The sequence below is a fragment of the Ruminiclostridium herbifermentans genome, assembly GCF_005473905.2.
GTDB lineage: Bacteria > Bacillota > Clostridia > Acetivibrionales > DSM-1351 > Ruminiclostridium > Ruminiclostridium herbifermentans.
This window is the reverse complement of sequence record NZ_CP061336.1, coordinates 130070-148254: the sequence shown is the minus strand read 5'-3', so window position 1 is coordinate 148254 and position 18185 is coordinate 130070. Positions and strand designations below refer to the sequence as shown.

Here is an 18185-nt window from a genome sequence, read left to right as displayed (position 1 = left end):
ATAATCAAAAAATATTAATACTAGTATATTTTTATTCTACATAGCTTGATATCTATAATAGCTGTTCTTGATTATAACCCAGCTTCCTTCCTCAATATATCTGCTACATCTGTCTTTTCCCAAGTAAAATCTGCGTCATTTCTGCCAAAATGTCCATAAGCAGCAGTTTTCTTGTATATTGGTCTTCTCAAATCCAGAGTCTTAATTATTGCAGCTGGTCTTAAATCAAAATGCTTATTTACTAACTCAACTATTTTCTCTTCAGGTATTACAGCTGTTCCAAAAGTATCTACAAGAACAGATACTGGTTTAGCAACACCTATTGCATATGCAATCTGAACCTCGCACTTTTTAGCAATTCCCGCTGCAACTATATTCTTTGCAACATATCTAGCTGCATAAGCTGCTGAACGGTCAACCTTAGTTGGGTCCTTTCCTGAGAAAGCCCCACCACCATGTCTTGCATATCCTCCATACGTATCAACAATTATCTTTCTTCCTGTAAGTCCAGAATCTCCCTGTGGACCACCAACAACAAATCTTCCTGTTGGATTAATAAAGTACTTTGTATTTTCATCTAAAAGTTCTGCTGGAATTACAGGCTTTATTACATACTCCATTATATCCTTTTCAATCTTGTCGTGACTTACATCTGCACTATGCTGAGTAGAAATAACAACCGCATCAACTCTGACTGGTTTATCACCATCATACTCTACTGTAACTTGAGATTTCCCGTCAGGTCTTAGGTAGCTAAGAGTCTTATTCTTTCTAACTTCACTTAGCTTATATGATAGCTTGTGAGCTAAAGTTATAGGCATAGGCATTAACTCTGGAGTCTCATCACAAGCAAATCCAAACATCATACCTTGATCTCCTGCCCCAATTGCCTGTAGCTGTTCCTCATTCATCTCACCTTTTTTTGCTTCGAGTGCCTTGTCAACACCCATTGCAATATCGGCTGACTGTTCATCTATGGATGTAAGAACTGCACATGTATCGCAGTCAAATCCATATTTTGCTCTATCATATCCTATTTCTCGTATAGTATTTCTAACTATCTTAGGAATATCTACATAACAATTAGTAGATATTTCACCCATTATCACAACCATACCTGTAGCTACTGCGGTTTCACATGCAACTCTAGCCTGTGGATCCTTCTCAAAAATTGCATCTAATATTGAATCAGATACTTGGTCACAAATTTTGTCTGGATGACCCTCAGTTACTGACTCTGACGTAAACAATCTTTTTGACATTTTCTATACCTCCAAAATAAAAATTTTTGTTTGGGTTTATGCCGCTTATAAGTCTATATATTTGTCAGTGAAAACAGCACAACTCCGATTAACAGTAATAACTACTGTTAAAGCATTTTTGAGGTAATTTTCATTATTTATGCAATAAAAAAACCTCATTTCGAGGTTTGTCATGTTTATCAATGCAATATACAATGAACACCCCTCATCTTTCAGGCAAAGCCTGTAGGAATTGGCACCATACAAATTAATGCTGGTTGCCAGGTTTCATTGGGCCATTCCCTCCACCTATCTTGATAAGGATAATTATTTATTTTTCATATTAATTTAACCATGAATTTGCATAAAGGTCAATACATATATCGTTATCATTTGTAAATTAATTGCAACATTATAAACTATTTGTATTAATATATATATGTGTAATTTTAACTCATATTATAAATCATAATAAATTGGCGGCTTGATATGTCTTTAATCATATTATAATCAAGCAAAAATCAAGCAAAGAAAGCCAGTTTCAACATTTAATGCTATAATTCTATCACTATAAAAACTAATTACTGAATATATTCATATTTCTCTTTATGCAGTAATTCTTTGAATATTCTCCCTCACAGAAGACCTTTACTTTAAATTGCAAAGCACTACTTTCTATTTGTTTTATCCATAAATCTCTCAACGTTAATTACATATCTCTCATGCTGACCTTCACCTATCTTCTCTCTTTCATCAAATGCCTCAACTGTAAAAATTAATTTTTTCCCATCTACTTCTGTAAGCGTAGCTCGTGCAGATACATTCATTCCTAATGGGGTTGCTGCTATATGTCTAATATTTATCATAGTTCCAACTGTACTATACTCTTTCGATAAACATCCCTGTATAGCAATTGTCGCTGCTTTTTCCATAAGTGAAACCATTGCCGGTGTAGCAAAAACTTCTAGGTCTCCACTGCCCATTTCTTTTGCTGTATTAGTACTATTAACTGTTGTTTGTGCAATTCCTTCCATTCCAATTTTAAAATCCATAAGTATGTCCATGTCCACCATTCTCATAAGAACTCAATGTCAGAAATGACATGGACTTGACACCTCCTTTAAATATATTAGTAATTTATTTCAGCCTTTACTTCAAAAAAATGTTCTTATATAATTGCCTTATCTACTCAACCGCAAACAACTCATTATTATAGAATTATTTTACAATTTCAACTATTCGTATATAAAATAAATTGTACAAAATAAGGGTTTGCTCAGTGTATGAGAGCAAACCCTTTAATTGTAAAAATTATATAACTCTTAAAATAGTATTTTACGTAGTAATTAGCCCTCTAACTGAGGCTTAACTGCTGAATCCAAAGCAACTCCATCAAAAATAGCTTCAAACTCAGCTCCCTCAACCTTTTCTTTTTCAAGGAGAGCCTGCGCTAGTCTATTAAGCTTATCAATATTCTCTTTCAATAGATTTATTGTCTTTTCATAAGCACTATCAATAATTTGTTTAACTTCATTGTCAATAATGCCTGCAATCTCATCACTTATATTACTTGTGTGACCATAATCACGACCAAGGAAAACTTCATCATTCTCATTACCAAAAATCATATTGCCTAGCTTTTCACTCATACCATACTTTGTAACCATATTTCTTGCAATCTGATTAACTTTTTTCAAGTCGCTTGATGCACCTGTACTTACTTCGTCCATAACAATTTCTTCAGCAGCTCTTCCTCCTAAAGCAATTATTATTTCCTCAATAAGCTGGGATTTAGTATGATAGCTTTTATCCTCTTGAGGTCTGCTTGCTGTATAACCACCAGCCATACCAGCAGGGATAATAGATACTCTATCCACCTTTTGAGTCTTAGAAACAAGCTTGATTGCTATTGCATGACCAGCCTCATGAAAGGCAGTAACTTTCTTGTCTATCTCGCTCATAACACGACTCTTCTTTTCAGGGCCCATCATTACCTTAAAGGCAGCTTCTTTTATCTCCTCATTACCTATTTTCTTCTTATTAGCTCTAGCAGCAAGTAAAGCAGCCTCATTCAGCAAATTCTCTAAATCTGCACCGGTAAAACCAGGTGTAATTCTTGCTAAATCATCCAGTTTAACACTCTCATCTAGCGGCTTTCCTCTAGCATGTACATGAAGAATTTGTTCTCTACCTTTGATATCAGGTAACCCAACAACCACGCGCCTGTCAAAACGTCCAGGTCTTAATAATGCAGGATCAAGTATATCTGGTCTATTAGTAGCGGCAAGGATTATAACTCCTTCATTAATTCCAAAACCATCCATTTCAACAAGCAATTGGTTTAAGGTCTGTTCTCTTTCATCATGACCGCCGCCCATTCCTGCTCCTCTATGTCTACCAACCGCGTCAATTTCATCTATAAATACAATACATGGAGCATTCTTTTTGGCCTGCTCAAAAAGATCACGTACACGGGATGCTCCGACACCTACAAACATTTCAACAAAGTCTGAACCACTTATGCTGAAAAACGGAACTCCAGCCTCACCAGAAACAGCCTTTGCTAATAATGTCTTACCAGTTCCAGGAGGTCCTACCAAAAGAACACCTTTTGGTATTCTTGCTCCAAGTTCTACAAATTTCTTCGGTGCTTTCAGAAACTCAACAATTTCAGCAAGTTCTTCTTTTTCTTCATCAGCTCCAGCAACATTTTTAAATGTGACCTTTTTCTTGTCATCAACTGAAAGCTTGGCACGGCTTTTTCCAAAAGACATAACTCTATTGCCGCCGCCTCCACCTTGTGACTGCTGTATAAAGAAGAACCATATCAGAATAAGTATAATAATAAACCCAATTGTCGGCAATATAGAAATCCACCATGGCGCTTGCGGAGGCGTAACAACATTAAATCTTTCGATCAGTTTTTTTTCATAAGCCTCGGTAAATCTATTAGATGCAGAAGTAACATCAGGCGGAACAACAACTACATATTTAGTAATTTTACTATTACTTTCTACTGGTTTTTTTAGTACTACAGTAGCAGTGTCAGTCTGAAGATCTATGCTTTTAACATTACCTGCACTTATTTGTGTCAACAACTCTGAATAAACCATTTTCGATGGATTGTCAGTTGTTTGAAAGAATGTAATTATTACTATAATTACTATAAAAATAATTATATAAAAACTGATACCCTTAATATATTTCAAATAACTCCCTCCTTATAATAGCCAAGGTACCAAATCCTAACTCGCAAGTCATTTACTTAAGAACTAAATTTATTTCAAACCTACGTTTCTAATTTGGTCAAAACTCAATTGTAACTTTAAATATTAAAACTATAAATTATCACTATCAAACTAAGTTTTTTAATTAATACAGTATATATTATATTAGCATATACATCTATAAAACACAATAAAGTGAATTTTATGTTTATATACTAATATTATTTCAAATAAACATCTTTTTTGAGTATACAAACCTCAGGAATGTTTCTATATTTTCCACAATAATCCAATCCATATCCAACTACAAATTCATCTGGTATTTCAATTCCTTTATAATCAACCTGAACATCTACCTTCCTTCTTGAAGGTTTATCTAAGGCAGCACAAATTTTTACACTTAAAGGTCCTCTTGTTTTAAGAAGTTCTACAAGGTGATTCAGTGTAAGCCCAGTATCAACAATATCTTCCACTATTAGTACATGTTTACCATCAATATTTGTATCCACATCTTTTATAATTTTAACAACACCAGATGACTTTGATGAATTCCCATAACTAGATACTGACATAAAATCCAAGTCAACAGGAATTGTTATTTCCCTTGCCAGATCAGCAAGAAATATAAAGCCACCTTTTAAAACTCCGATAATAACTAACTCTTTGCCCTCATAGTCTTTAGATATACGACTTGCCATTTCCTTAACTTGTTTATTAAGTTCTTCTTTTGTAATTAACACACGTTCTATTGCTCCCATCATATATGACTAATCCCCCTTAATTATTGGTACGAATTTGGTATGAATAAATACATTATTTAAATTTTTTAAATTTAATTTATCGTTAAAAATATGATGATAACAGCTTCATAAATATTTCAAACTAAGTATACAAGCCTATCTTTTATTTTCATAAAAAATCATCAACACAGATTTAGTATTATCAGTTACTTTATATTTATCACTCGTTTTATTTCCTATAATCCAAATAATCTCCTTATTTATGGCAATTAAAGGAAATTTATCTCTCTGTTCTCTATCAATTTTATTGTCAATAAAGTATTCTTTCAGCTTCTTTGTGCCATTTGAATTTAACGGTTTAAAAATATCACCATCTCGTCTATTTCTAACCACAATTTCTAAATTTGCTTCTAATTCTAATTTTTTCAAATCGAAAAATTTTGTATAAACGCCTTTATTCTCATTAATATATTGTCGACAATTTTCATTTGAATCAAAATTAATTATTTGTGCGACAACGGCCTCTTTATCATTTAAAACTGTTTTCCCTGGAACCTCTAACTTATATTCGAATCTTTCTTTTTGTTCCTCTCCCTGCTTCTTAATAATTATAGATGAATATGTCTTTACTGCCATCATTCCATGAGGAATATCTATTCGAGAACCCGTTTGTCCATCTCTAACTAATTGCATAAGCTTGTCAACATGATTAAAGCCTATACCTTCAATGCTCCCAAAGCTATTTAATATAGCAATCCTAATGACTCTGCCTAAAATAGCAGGATGCATTTCTATTAATTCGGATAAATTTAACTCAACAGAATTTATATCTTTTTTTATACAAGACTTTTCATATGCTATTTCAGCATTATACCGTAAAAAATCCTCATCTGTCACTACTATTTTCGATAATCTTAATAAATTTTCTGTAATATCTATTTTAGCTGCATTATTAATTTCTGGAATCACATTAAGTCTAATCCTATTTCTAAAGTAATCTGTGTGCAGGTTTGAACTATCTGTAACAGCCTTGAGGCCATTATTATTGACGTAGTTTTCAATTTGTTTTCTATCTATGTCCAATAAGGGTCTTATTATATTATCCCTTTTGTACTCTATACCCTTAAGACCTTCTAAACCTGTACCTCTAAAAATACGCATAAGTATAGTTTCTGCTTGATCATTCTTTGAATGAGCAACAGCTATTTTGTTTGCGGAATTTTCTGCTGCGACTCTGTTAAACTCTTCATATCTTGCATTTCTTCCCGCTTCTTCAATCGAAATCTTTTCATTTTTCGCCTTTTGGGCTATATCAACTCTTTTTATATGTAAACTAAGTCCTAGTGATTGGCAAAACTCATTTACAAAATCCTCATCTCTAGCAGCTTCTAGACCTCTAAGCATGTGATTAATATGGACAGGAAAAAGCTTCAAGTTTAAATCTTTAGATAGACAATACAAAATATGGAGTAGGCATACAGAGTCATATCCTCCTGATATGCCTACAACAATGCCATCTCCATAACTGATTAAGTCATTTTTATTAATTGTATCAAGAACCTGATTTAACATTATCATATCCTTTGCCAACTGATTATTGTCTAAACTTTTCTAAATTTGCAAACTTAGTATATTGCCCAAGCCATACCAATTCAACTGTTCCTGTCGAGCCATTTCTATGCTTTGCAATGATGACCTCAGCTATATTTTTCTTTTCAGTCTCAGGGTTGTAGTAATCATCCCTATATAAAAACATTACAATATCAGCATCCTGCTCAATAGCTCCTGATTCTCTAAGGTCACTAAGTATAGGTCTATGGTCAGTTCTAGTTTCAGGTGCACGGCTTAACTGTGATAAACAAATAACAGGAACATTTATTTCCTTTGCCAATATTTTAAGGGATCGTGATATTTCTGATATTTCCTGCTGCCTATTTTCTCCCTTTTTACCGCTTCCCTGCATAAGCTGCAAGTAATCTATAACGATCAATCCCAAATTATGTTCAAGCTTAAGACGTCTGCATTTCGCCCTTATTTCAGTAATGGACACACCTGGCGTATCATCAATATAAATTGGTGCTTCTGATAACGGAGCTAAAGCCTTAGCTACTTTTTGCCAATCATTATCCTCAAGCTTTCCAGTCTTCATTTTGTTACTATCAACCATTGCTTCACTGCAAAGTATTCTGTTTACCAGTTGATTCTTTGACATTTCAAGGCTGAATATAGCTACAGGTACATGACTATATACAGCTGCATTTTGCGCTAAATTTAAAGCAAAAGCTGTTTTACCCATCGCAGGACGAGCTGCTATTAAAATCAAGTCAGAATTATGAAGACCAGAGGTCTTAAAGTCTAAATCAACAAATCCTGTAGGTATCCCAGTAATATTGCCCTTATTGTTATACATTTCTTCTAAATTGTTAAAAGTATCTACAAGTACATCCTTTATAGGTACAAATCCTTGTGAACTTCTTTTCTGTAAAATGTCAAATACACTTTGTTCAGCCTTATCAAGAATGTAGGACACTTCTTCTGAAGCATTGAAACCCATATCAACTATATCAGAAGAAGCCTTAATAAGTTTTCTAAGAAGAGCTTTCTCTTCTACTATCTTTGAATAATGCCTTACATTTGCCGTTGTAGGTACCTCTGTAGCAATGTTTGATAAGTACTCAAGTCCACCTACCAGTTCCAGCTTTCCATGCAGTTTTAGACGTTCTGATACCGTAATTAAGTCAATGGGTTGAGCTTTGTCAAACAACTCTATAATTACAGTATAAATTTCTCTATGATCAGGTCTATAAAAATCCTCTGGTTTCAAAATTTCCATTACTACAGGAACTACTTCTTTATCAATAAGCATTGACCCTAATACTGATTGCTCTGCCTCTATACTCTGAGGGGGAACTCTGCCTAGAGAACCTATATCCATTGCATTTTCCACCATTTCTATCAATTTTTCATAAATTACTAATTTATAGACTTTCTATTTTAACAGTAAATTTAGAACTTATCTCTGGATAAAGCTTAACCTCTACTTCAAAAGTTCCAACTGACTTAAGTGAATCTGGCATAACTATCTTCTTTTTATCAATTTCAAGCTTTTGTTGTGTCTTCATTGCTTCTGCAATATCCTTACTTGTAATAGAGCCAAAAAGCTTACCATTATCCCCTGCTTTCACCTTCAATGTGAGTGTTATATCTTTAATTTTATTTGCCATTTCCTTAGCCTGAGCTATTTCTCTTTCCTTTTTCTGAGCCTCGGCTTCTTTCTTGGTTTTCATTATATTTAGATTAGCGGCACTAGCCTCTACAGCTAGTCCTCTTGGAAACAGAAAATTTCTAGCATATCCATCGCTGGCTTCAACCATTTGCTCTTTTTTACCCAAGCCTTTAACATCCTGCTTTAATATAACCTTCATTTGTTTACCTCCTGTAGAAATAAATATAAATAACAAATACTATTCCCAATATATAATAAATTCTTGTATCCTTGGAGCATTGTACAATCATTACTTTATTCTTTATTTAAGCTTTCAATATACTCATGAATTGCATTCTTGAGTCTTTCCTTTGCCTCTTCAATGGTTACATTTTCTAGCTGAGCTCCTGCAACTGTCATATGTCCTCCGCCGCCAAGCTTCTCCAAAATCATCTGTACATTTATTTCACCAAGAGACCTTCCGCTTATTATAATTTCGCCTTCTTTAGAACTAAGTACAAACGCTGCTATAAGTCCAGATAGACTTAATAGCTGATCTGCTGCTTGAGCAGCAATTAGCTGGGCATTCTTTATATTAGAAGGGCAAATAGATATTGCAATATTATCATACACTACTTCTGCATCTTTGACTATATTCGAAATTGTAATGTATGTTTTCAAGTCATTTTGGAAAAGCTGCTTTACCGACACTGTATCAACACCCTGACGCCTTAAATATGAAGCCGCCTCAAAGGTTCTGACACCTGTCTTAAAAATAAAGTTTTTGGTATCCACAACTATTCCAGCATATAATGCCTCTGTTTCAATGCTTGTAAGCCTTATTTTTTCCTCTAAATACTGCATTAATTCTGTAACAAGTTCACAGGTTGAAGACGCATAAGTTTCATGATAAGACAGAACAACGTCTTGAATATAATCGGCACCTCTCCTGTGATGATCTATTACAACTATTTGGTCTGTCATCTTGAGTAATTCCGGTGTTTCTGTAAAGCTAGGTCTATGAGTATCAAGAACTATTAGCAAAGTTTTTTTAGTTATTATATCAAGAGCTTCATTTCTTCCAACAAACACATTACTGTATTCTGGTTCCTTACTAAGCTTATTTAGTACAGCATCTATATTTGGATTAGAATGATTTAATACAATATTGACTCTCTTATCTCTGCTCTTTACTATTCTATATATACCCAGTGCCGCACCCAAGCAATCAATATCAGCGTTTTCATGACCCATTATCAAAACAGAAGGTGACTGGTCAATTAATCCTCTTAAAGCATACGCAATTACCCTTGCTTTTACTCTTGTACGTTTCTCCAGTTCTCTAGTACGTCCGCCAAAGAATCTAAAGTTATCTCCATCTTTAATTACAACATGGTCTCCTCCCCTACCTAAAGCTATGTCAATGCTTGCATTTGCATTTTGCATATTTTCAAGTATAGTTGGAGCATTTATACCCATCCCTATGCTAAGAGTAACAGGAATTTTGTTTCCAAAATTAATTTCCTTCACAGTTTCAAGTATTTCAAATTTTTTCTCTTCAAGTTCTTTTAAATATTTAAATGCAAATAAACACAAAAACTTATCTCTCTCAAATTTTTTAAGAATACCTCCAGTATGAGCTAACCAACCAGCAATACTTTTTTCTATCTCTGCCATCATTTGTGGTCTTTTAGAATCTTCTAAACTCTGCATTAAATCATCATAATTATCTATTACAATTAACCCTACTGTGTTTTTATTATCCTCATACCGTTGTCTTTCATTTATCAATTCTGTATTATCAATAAAATATAACATAACAATAATACTATGTTCCGTATTATCATCATCGATTTTTACTAAGCTTCCCAAAATAGTGTAAAAGCGATTATTTATGGTAACATCCTTAGAAATATTTATACAATCTCCTTCTGCTATCTCAGGTTTTATATCAGAAACTATTTCCGCTATGGTTTTTTGAAGATATTTATCATCATCAAACATACCCTTGAAGGAAGAATTGTACCACACAGCAGTTCCGTCTAATTCTGCCAAAACCAACGGCATAGGAAAATTGAGCAACGTGTCCTTCGTTGCACAATCAATATTAAAAGTCAGAGTTTCTATGTATTTCGCTATTTCTCGATTTCTGATATGGGTTGATTTGTAGTTGTAAATAACTAAAAAAACAAACACAACATATCCCGGAATAGACATTAATGGATTTAATATTGTAATTATCACAACAAGAAATAGTATTACCCAAAGATAAAATCCAGCCTTTGGTATAAAAATTCGTGATAGTTTTTTGCTATCCATTTTAATTCTCCCTAATATCAAGCTCCTTGTTTTCTTACACGCGTACCGTTGAGATGCTTTGAAAGCTCAGATAAATCACCATAGTACTTCTCAACATCGTGGTTCTCAACAAGACCAAGCCTAATCTTATTCTCAATTTTTTTTTCTACTGTCCTATAATTAATTCCAAATCTTTTCCCAAGAAGATAACATATTAAAATAATATTAGCCAAAGTATCTGCTAAAGTTTCTGACACTTCTTCTTGAATACCATTTACTAATGCCTTAAATAGATTCGCCACATCAGTAAGCAGTTCACTCTTTAGCCACTCAATGATTTTAATATTCCTTGTAATATCAATCTGGTTGTCAAACAAAGCCATAGTGTCACCCCACGAAGGTAATTTACATTTTTTTGTAATGTAAATTATACCACTTATACAACTAAATAGCTTTATTTCCCATTATTTAATAATTAATATCAATTTATTATTACAATAATCTAATATGCTTGTTATTATACCATAAAGTTAATTACTCTAAAAATTTCCTACTTACAACACTACTTGATTAAATAATTTGTGCCTGAAAATGAATTAATATAATAGATACATTTAGGTTATTGAACAACTTCCCATTAATAAGCCGGAACAGCGTCACGATTCAAATTACGAATTGCGTTACCTTACCTACTTAACCGAAAACTATCTTATGGATTTATTCAACTGCAATATTTGACTTTTAGACATCATATAAATTCCCGAATGCAGGGTAAGAGCCTAAAAATCTGTAAAATGATGTTTTCCTTTTTACCATAGTAAGTGCATCATAAACATCCTGTTCCTCAATATGACCATCTATATCAATAAAGAAAATATACTGTCCAAGTTCATTTTTAGCAGGCCTAGATTCGATTCGTGTCATGTTTATATCCCACAGGCTAAATATGTCCAAAATTTTATATAGGCTTCCTGGTTTATTTTCAGTTGAAAACACTATAGAGGTTTTGTCTCTTCCTGTTTTCTTTTTTAACACTTTAGATATAATAACAAACCTAGTAAAATTGTTTTTTGCATCTTGAATATTACTGTCCAATATATCAAGGCCGTATGTCTTAGCTGCAATACTAGATGTAACAGCCGCATATGTACCATCTGCAGAAGCTACTTTTTGTGCTGCTTTTGAAGTACTGTCTTCCTCCATCTGAATTACATTTTTAAATGTATTTCCAAGATAATTCCTGCACTGCCCGAGTGGCTGAGGGTGTGAAATTATTGTCTTTATATCCTCAATTTTTGTTCCTTTTTTAGCTACAAGATTAAGGTTTATAGGTATTATGTGTTCGTCAACTATATAAAAGCCTTCTTCCTTAGCAAGGACATCTAAAGTCACATTAATTGCACCTTCTAGTGAATTTTCTATTGGTACAATTGCCTCATCAATGTCATCCTTCTTTAGTCCAAGAAGTACATCCTGAATGGTATAAAAAGCTTTTAAAGCATATGTTACATCTGAGCCATTTAACTTTGCTTGTGATTCAATATAAGTCTGAGTAGCCTCATGTGAAAAAGTCCCTTGCGGACCTAGAAAACCTATTCTTTTCTCCATCTAATTCTTGTATCCATCCTTTAAATGTATATTAATAACTGCCCCATAGTAATATATAATATCATTCTTTTCCAAGATTTCCAACTGTATTTGATATAAAAGAAAGTATATATAATTTTAATGATATAAATTTCAGAGAACTATTTATATGCTGAAGGAGGTAAAATACAGAACAATTTCAATCCCTAATATAGTATTTGAATTACGCCTGTACTCAAGTATTTTTATACCTCTCATAAAGTATACAACTTTAAAAGCACAGTGCATTCACAGGCTTTGTTCTGGTAGGATTATGGTCAATTACTATCAGTTAAATACTATTGGGCCATAGTTTGTTTTTGGCGACAAACTCAAAAACAGATTTTCTTTTTTGAATTAAGCTATTTTAGCTTATCAGAAGTTAAAAACACCTTGTTTAATCAGCCGAATTCATAGCTTGTTCTTCAAGTTCTTCATCACTGACTTTTAAATTTATAATCTGCAGCGCTTCTTCATACATTTCACTTGGAACCATAATTTGAATTGGTATACATGGGCCTAGAACAATCTGTAATAATCCACTATCAAGTAAATCATAATCTTTACCCTTTCCAATACAAACAATTCCACTTTGTGTTAGCTTTCCCTTAATGACATTAAATTCGAACTCATTATCTGCCGTAGTTAAATATACCCAATTATCAGCATTTTCACGTTCAAGGTTTAATTTCTCATCTGCGCTCATATTTTCTTTTTTAGTATCCATAACTACCACCTTCCATAAAAAGACTGCCACTTATTGCCTACCTATATATTACCACTAATACTGTAATTTTTACAGTTGTAATATTTAAACTTTTGTTATCAACTAATTTTTCGTTATTATTCAGCCTTTCATAGAATAATACAGGCACATAACTATTTTCTGTTTCGAAACAGTTCCTGACATACTAGGAACCATAGATATGGATTAATCCTTAAACTCTTCATCATCAGTCTCTTTTTTATGGTCGGAAGGTGATATCTCCTTTGAAAATTCAGTTAAAAAAACTGATTTATATAGGCTATTTATCGAAAGTCTGTTTTTAGGGAAAGCACTAAATGCCTTTATGGCTATATATACCAAAAAATATACAAAAGTCATAGCTAATCCAGCAAAAAGGCCAGACGCCTGCCCGTTAATAAAAGGCATACTGAATATTATTACAATTAAGCTTAATAAAACTATCCATGAACTATATGGATAGCCTTTCAATTGACATATGCCGTCTGGGCAGCCATTTATTTTGCGCAGACGAATATGTGCAGCCATAATTACAGCATAGGTAAATAGCAGTGCAAAACCTCCTGAACTTGTTAAGAACATATAAACCTTAGGGGCCAACATTCCAAAACCTAAACCCAAAAGCATAGAAAATCCCGAAAAAAGTATTCCTCGTTTTGGCACCTCTTGCTTGTCTATTAACCACTTAGGCGCAAGGCTTTCATCCGCTAGAGATCTTATCATTCTTCCAAGTCCGAACATCGCTGCCAACATTGTAGAAAGTATCGCGGTAACCATTACAAAATTTATGCCTGTACCTGCCCAACCAATTCCCCATCTGTTGAGTGCTGTTACCATTGGACTTACATTTTCATTTAACTCTGAAGTAGCCACTAACGGCAGCATTACTATAACTGAAACCAGATAAAATCCAACTAGACATATAACTGTATATTTTATTGCTTTTGGAACGTTCTCTTTAGCATTATCACATTCTGATGCTGCAAAACCAATAACCTCAAAGCCTGCATATGCAAACATAACTATAAGCATACTTCCGGCTATACCTTTTATCCCCCCAGGCATAAATTCTTCTTTAGCTAACTCTCCTAATCCAACCTGTGCAATTCCTGGAACCAACCCAATTATCAGTAATAATCCTAAAATTACAAAGGATGCTATTGCAAGAAGCTTAATTACAGCCAATCCACTTTCAAGCTTGCTCAATTTGTCAGCACCCAATAAATTAAGCAGCGTAACACTAATTATAATTACACTTCCTAATAACATTATTGATACATTGGGAATCCATTCTCTTATGAGTATGGATACTGCTGCAGCTTCGCTGGACATAGCAATAACCATTCCTGTCCAATAAACCCACCCTACAATAAAACCTGCCCCCCTTCCAAAGGCCTGAGCCGTAAATGTTCTAAAGGAGCCAGCATCAGGATTTGCAACAGTCATTTCAGATAATGCAGTTAATATAAAATAAACCAGTATTCCTCCAATTATATATGAAATCAATATTGAAGGACCAGCAGCATTAATAGCTATTGATGAACCAACAAAAAACGAACCACCTATTACGGTTCCTAATGCCATCATAGTAAGCTGCCATTCCGACAGTCCGTTATTTTTTGTTTTATCCATAAAAATCCATACCTCCGCACAAACACGTAAAGTAAAATTCCTCAAAAAATGTTTTATTAACCTATTATTCCTTAATAAAATAAATACATTCTGCAAGGATTCCTTCTATTTAATTCCATTGATAAACAGTCATAGAATCATTGATTTAATTCAATATATCTGTCAAAATAGAAAAGAACAAATGTTTTATATTAGATATATCTTTTGAAATTAACTTGTATTTGTTCATAGTTTTCAAGATAAAATTGGGTAAATATTTAATAAATTATGTGATATATATTTTTAATCCAAAATTGGAGGTTAGGGGATATGAGTTTTAATGGGTTTACAGCAGACGCTCTTAAATTTCTATATGAAAATAGGATGCGCAATGAAAAAACTTGGTACGACAATCATAAAGATATTTATAAAGAAAAGGTTTATAATCCTTTCGTTGAGTTAATAATAGAATTGGCGCCAACCATGATGGAAATAGACAGTCAGTTAATAACCGTTCCGTCCAAAATTATTTCACGCGTTCGTAGAGATACTCGCTTTACTAAAGATAAAACCATGTATAGAGATAATGCTTGGTTTGTTTTCTTAAGGGACAAAAGCATTATGTCAACTTCGCCCTGCTACTGGTTTGAGCTGAACCAGCGGGGCTCAAGCTATGGAATTGGTTATTATGGCGCTCAAACAAGTTCTATGGCTAATATGCGTGATATGATAATTAATAATCATCCTTATTTTGTAAAAGCACTAAAATGCTATGAAGCCCAAGATAAATTTATAATAGGCGGAGAAATGTATAAAAGAAGTAAGTTTCCTGAACAACCAGAAAATCTAAGAACATGGCTAGACAGGAAAAATATTTACTTTGAATGTGTTCAAAACAACTTTAATTTAGCCTTTTCTAAGGAATTACCAGATGTGCTGAAAAAGGGATTCCTGCAGCTAAAGCCTATATATAATTTCCTGTGTATGGTTGAGGCTCAGCAGATTAAAAACTCCTGAAAAATAAAGAAATACCGTCAGAATATACTCTAACGGTATCTCCATTGTTGTTAAATAAAATTGTTGTTAAATAAATAAGTTTAGTCTGTAGTAAATGGGAGCAATGCAATATGTCTTGCTCTCTTTATTGCAGTTGTTAACTGACGTTGATGTTTTGCACAGTTTCCTGATATTCTTCTAGGAAGAATCTTTCCTTTTTCAGAAACATACTTTCTGATTTTTGCAACATCTTTATAATCTATATCAGTAGCTTTATCGACACAGAATGAGCAAACTTTTCTTTTAGCTCTTCTCATTCTCATGCCGCCTTTTCCTTCGCCCTTATCATAAGAATCTCTATCATTTCTTTTATTATCTTTCTTAGGTCCTGGCATGTATATTTTCTCCTTTCAAGCACCAATATACTGGCACTTATTTTCATTTATAAACAACTGGTTAATTCATACTTTAATACATAATACAAGTTTGATATACCAAACTTACTTATGTCAATCAAATTACCAAACAATGCTAGTTGGCAAGCCAACATACAATTAAAATGGTAATTCGTCATCCTCATCCATTGGATAAAATCCATCACCTGATACTGCAGGTGTATCTGAATAAGTTTTCTGTGCTGAACCGCCATAGTTCCCAGCAGCATCTCCACTTCTCTTGCTATCAGCAAAATAAGTTTCATCTGCTACTACTTCAGTAACATAGTGGCGCTTTCCTTCATTGTCATCCCATGTTCTAGTCTGAATTCTTCCAACAACAGCAACCTGTTGCCCTTTTGTGAAATACTTTCCACAAAACTCAGCAGTCTTGCTCCATGCGACAATATTAATGAAATCAGCCTGTGGCTGACCTTCTTGTGCAAAGCGTCTGTTTACAGCAATTGTAAAACTTGCAACTGCAGTATTATTACCACTAGTGTACCTAAGTTCAGGGTCTTTTGTGAGTCTACCCATTAAAATAACTTTGTTCATATTTCCACCTATTAATCCTTATTTATTATGATATACTTAAGAATTCCTTCAGTGATTTTATACACTCTTTCTAGTTCAGCAGGAAAATCTGGACTTGATGAAAAATTCACAAGCACGTAGTAACCTTCATTCTTGTCTTTAATCTCATAAGCTAACTTTCTCTTACCCCACTCATCAACACTTTCAACTTGAGCAGAAGCCTCAATCATAGCTTTGAACTTTTCAACAAGAGCTTTTGTGTTTTCTTCTCCAACCTCTGGATTGATAATAAAGATAGTTTCATACTTCTTTAACATTACTGGTCACCTCCCCTCGGACTCAACGGCTCTGTCACATGAGTACAGAGCAAGGATGTAAAATATTATATTTAACATAACAATTAAGTATTTTAACATATAAAATCACAATTAACAAGATTTATTTTTAGCATTTTTCATTATTTTTTCAAGGCTATTTATTAGATATTCATTATCTTCTCGTGCTTTTACTGCGATCCTAAAAAATGAGTCATTTAAACCTATGAAATCATCACAGCAACGAATAAGTATTCCTTGCTTCTCTAAAGTTTTCTGTAAATGCTTATTTCCAGACTTAAAAAGTATATAATTTGCTTCTGAATTAAATACCCCTAATCCAAGCAGTCTTAGCTGTTCAATTAAGTACTCCCTGTTTTCTTTAATTATATTTTTAGTTTTACTAACATACTGGTTTTCTTTAAGTGCCGCCACACCACACTTTTGTGCTATTACAGACACACTCCAAGGTTGTCCAATACTATGAATTTTCTCAATAACATTTTTATTGTAGCATATGCCATAGCCTAAACGTATTCCTGCCATTGCATAAATTTTTGTAAATGCCTTAAGAACAATTACATTACTATAGTCTTTAAGTTCATTAACTATACTAAACTTTTGTGAATTGCCAAGAAAATCTACAAAGCACTCATCAACCACTAAAAAGGTATTATTTAATTTGCACCTATCAGCAATTGATAGCACTAATTCCTTTTCTATGGGAATTCCTGTAGGGTTATTGGGATTACACAAAAACATTAAATCAATATCTGGTGATAGCTTATCTAATATTTCTTCATCAATAATAAACCCTTTATCTTCCCTCAAATAATGATATCTTATTGTACTGTTAACTATCTCTGCTGCTTGCTGGTATTCCGTGAAGGTAGGGGCTGGTAAAAGGGTTAACTTAGGTTTTGTTGCTGCTGTAATCCTGTAAATTATATCTGCAGCACCATTTCCACATATAATAGTCTCCCTAGGTACACTTTCATATCTGGATATTTCATCTGTTAATTCTCTGCAAAAAGGGTCCGGATAATTGCTGAAAGCATCTATGTTATCTATAATTGCATTTTTTACTGAAGGAGGCATTCCTAAAGGGTTAACATTTGCAGAGAAATCTATTATTTTTTTATTTTTTGGTATATCTCTCTTACTGTAAATATCTCCGCCATGGGTTAGCTGCTTCATTTCTGACCTCCACATCT

17 protein-coding genes and 1 riboswitch are annotated in these 18185 nt (G+C 33.5%); of the genes, 1 reads left to right on the top strand and 16 read right to left on the bottom strand.

The window, feature by feature from the left end:
* Positions 1-71 precede the first annotated feature (71 nt).
* The 12 genes from metK to EHE19_RS00580 form a co-directional block, all read right to left on the bottom strand.
* On the bottom strand, positions 72-1262 hold the full coding sequence (gene metK / locus EHE19_RS00635) for a methionine adenosyltransferase (RefSeq protein ID WP_137697163.1): 1191 nt from the start codon (positions 1260-1262) through the stop codon (positions 72-74).
* Between the two features lie 202 nt (positions 1263-1464).
* A riboswitch (SAM riboswitch) is annotated at positions 1465-1565 on the bottom strand.
* A 344-nt stretch (positions 1566-1909) separates the two neighbouring features.
* A complete protein-coding gene (locus tag EHE19_RS00630) occupies positions 1910-2293 on the bottom strand; it encodes a thioesterase family protein (protein ID WP_137697162.1) in 384 nt (127 codons plus the stop codon).
* Positions 2294-2587: 294 nt separating this feature from the next.
* Positions 2588-4450: an ATP-dependent zinc metalloprotease FtsH gene (ftsH, locus tag EHE19_RS00625; protein WP_137697161.1), complete on the bottom strand. Its 1863-nt coding sequence runs from the start codon at positions 4448-4450 to the stop codon at positions 2588-2590.
* Between the two features lie 239 nt (positions 4451-4689).
* Entirely contained in the window at positions 4690-5226 is a 537-nt protein-coding gene (hpt, locus tag EHE19_RS00620; RefSeq protein ID WP_137697315.1) for a hypoxanthine phosphoribosyltransferase, read from the bottom strand.
* Positions 5227-5364: 138 nt separating this feature from the next.
* Positions 5365-6780 (bottom strand): tRNA lysidine(34) synthetase TilS, encoded by a 1416-nt coding sequence (gene tilS / locus EHE19_RS00615; RefSeq protein WP_342343335.1) that lies wholly within the window; start codon positions 6778-6780, stop codon positions 5365-5367.
* 22 nt (positions 6781-6802) lie between these two features.
* Complete coding sequence (gene dnaB / locus EHE19_RS00610; protein WP_137697160.1) at positions 6803-8143, bottom strand: replicative DNA helicase; 1341 nt, start codon at positions 8141-8143, stop codon at positions 6803-6805.
* 43 nt (positions 8144-8186) lie between these two features.
* Positions 8187-8633, bottom strand: coding sequence for a 50S ribosomal protein L9 (rplI, locus tag EHE19_RS00605; RefSeq protein ID WP_137697159.1), 447 nt, complete (start codon positions 8631-8633; stop codon positions 8187-8189).
* Between the two features lie 95 nt (positions 8634-8728).
* On the bottom strand, positions 8729-10732 hold the full coding sequence (locus tag EHE19_RS00600; RefSeq protein ID WP_137697158.1) for a DHH family phosphoesterase: 2004 nt from the start codon (positions 10730-10732) through the stop codon (positions 8729-8731).
* 17 nt (positions 10733-10749) lie between these two features.
* On the bottom strand, positions 10750-11094 hold the full coding sequence (locus EHE19_RS00595) for a MazG-like family protein (RefSeq protein ID WP_137697157.1): 345 nt from the start codon (positions 11092-11094) through the stop codon (positions 10750-10752).
* Between the two features lie 358 nt (positions 11095-11452).
* Positions 11453-12319, bottom strand: coding sequence for a prephenate dehydratase (gene pheA / locus EHE19_RS00590; protein ID WP_137697156.1), 867 nt, complete (start codon positions 12317-12319; stop codon positions 11453-11455).
* A gap of 415 nt (positions 12320-12734) precedes the next feature.
* A complete protein-coding gene (locus EHE19_RS00585; protein WP_244648297.1) occupies positions 12735-13064 on the bottom strand; it encodes a putative signal transducing protein in 330 nt (109 codons plus the stop codon).
* A gap of 204 nt (positions 13065-13268) precedes the next feature.
* Positions 13269-14714 (bottom strand): amino acid permease, encoded by a 1446-nt coding sequence (locus tag EHE19_RS00580; protein ID WP_137697155.1) that lies wholly within the window; start codon positions 14712-14714, stop codon positions 13269-13271.
* A 309-nt stretch (positions 14715-15023) separates the two neighbouring features.
* On the opposite strand from EHE19_RS00580, the gene EHE19_RS00575 reads away from it, so the two are divergent.
* Positions 15024-15710 (top strand): DUF2461 domain-containing protein, encoded by a 687-nt coding sequence (locus EHE19_RS00575; protein ID WP_137697154.1) that lies wholly within the window; start codon positions 15024-15026, stop codon positions 15708-15710.
* 80 nt (positions 15711-15790) lie between these two features.
* Here EHE19_RS00575 and rpsR read toward each other — a convergent pair whose 3' ends face one another.
* The 4 genes from rpsR to EHE19_RS00555 form a co-directional block, all read right to left on the bottom strand.
* The gene (gene rpsR / locus EHE19_RS00570; protein ID WP_137697153.1) at positions 15791-16084 is read right to left on the bottom strand and encodes a 30S ribosomal protein S18; all 294 of its coding nucleotides are present in this window, start codon (positions 16082-16084) and stop codon (positions 15791-15793) included.
* 159 nt (positions 16085-16243) lie between these two features.
* Positions 16244-16678 carry a single-stranded DNA-binding protein gene (locus EHE19_RS00565; protein ID WP_137697152.1) on the bottom strand — a complete coding sequence of 145 codons (435 nt, stop codon included), beginning with the start codon at positions 16676-16678 and terminating at the stop codon, positions 16244-16246.
* 11 nt (positions 16679-16689) lie between these two features.
* Positions 16690-16974 (bottom strand): 30S ribosomal protein S6, encoded by a 285-nt coding sequence (gene rpsF / locus EHE19_RS00560; protein ID WP_137697151.1) that lies wholly within the window; start codon positions 16972-16974, stop codon positions 16690-16692.
* 111 nt (positions 16975-17085) lie between these two features.
* Entirely contained in the window at positions 17086-18168 is a 1083-nt protein-coding gene (locus EHE19_RS00555) for a pyridoxal phosphate-dependent aminotransferase (RefSeq protein ID WP_137697150.1), read from the bottom strand.
* Positions 18169-18185 lie beyond the last annotated feature (17 nt).

Excerpts from the sequence above, each read along its gene's own strand:
- rpsF (WP_137697151.1), bottom strand. The coding sequence starts at position 16,974 with ATGTTAAAGAAGTATGAAACTATCTTTATTATCAATCCAGAGGTTGGA.
- tilS (WP_342343335.1), bottom strand. The coding sequence starts at position 6,780 with ATGTTAAATCAGGTTCTTGATACAATTAATAAAAATGACTTAATCAGT.
- EHE19_RS00595 (WP_137697157.1), bottom strand. The coding sequence starts at position 11,094 with ATGGCTTTGTTTGACAACCAGATTGATATTACAAGGAATATTAAAATC.
- metK (WP_137697163.1), bottom strand. The coding sequence starts at position 1,262 with ATGTCAAAAAGATTGTTTACGTCAGAGTCAGTAACTGAGGGTCATCCA.
- dnaB (WP_137697160.1), bottom strand. The coding sequence starts at position 8,143 with ATGGATATAGGTTCTCTAGGCAGAGTTCCCCCTCAGAGTATAGAGGCA.
- pheA (WP_137697156.1), bottom strand. The coding sequence starts at position 12,319 with ATGGAGAAAAGAATAGGTTTTCTAGGTCCGCAAGGGACTTTTTCACAT.
- EHE19_RS00630 (WP_137697162.1), bottom strand. The coding sequence starts at position 2,293 with ATGGATTTTAAAATTGGAATGGAAGGAATTGCACAAACAACAGTTAAT.
- EHE19_RS00555 (WP_137697150.1), bottom strand. The coding sequence starts at position 18,168 with ATGAAGCAGCTAACCCATGGCGGAGATATTTACAGTAAGAGAGATATA.
- EHE19_RS00565 (WP_137697152.1), bottom strand. The coding sequence starts at position 16,678 with ATGAACAAAGTTATTTTAATGGGTAGACTCACAAAAGACCCTGAACTT.
- rpsR (WP_137697153.1), bottom strand. The coding sequence starts at position 16,084 with ATGCCAGGACCTAAGAAAGATAATAAAAGAAATGATAGAGATTCTTAT.
- EHE19_RS00575 (WP_137697154.1), top strand. The coding sequence starts at position 15,024 with ATGAGTTTTAATGGGTTTACAGCAGACGCTCTTAAATTTCTATATGAA.
- hpt (WP_137697315.1), bottom strand. The coding sequence starts at position 5,226 with ATGGGAGCAATAGAACGTGTGTTAATTACAAAAGAAGAACTTAATAAA.
- rplI (WP_137697159.1), bottom strand. The coding sequence starts at position 8,633 with ATGAAGGTTATATTAAAGCAGGATGTTAAAGGCTTGGGTAAAAAAGAG.
- EHE19_RS00600 (WP_137697158.1), bottom strand. The coding sequence starts at position 10,732 with ATGGATAGCAAAAAACTATCACGAATTTTTATACCAAAGGCTGGATTT.
- EHE19_RS00585 (WP_244648297.1), bottom strand. The coding sequence starts at position 13,064 with ATGGATACTAAAAAAGAAAATATGAGCGCAGATGAGAAATTAAACCTT.
- EHE19_RS00580 (WP_137697155.1), bottom strand. The coding sequence starts at position 14,714 with ATGGATAAAACAAAAAATAACGGACTGTCGGAATGGCAGCTTACTATG.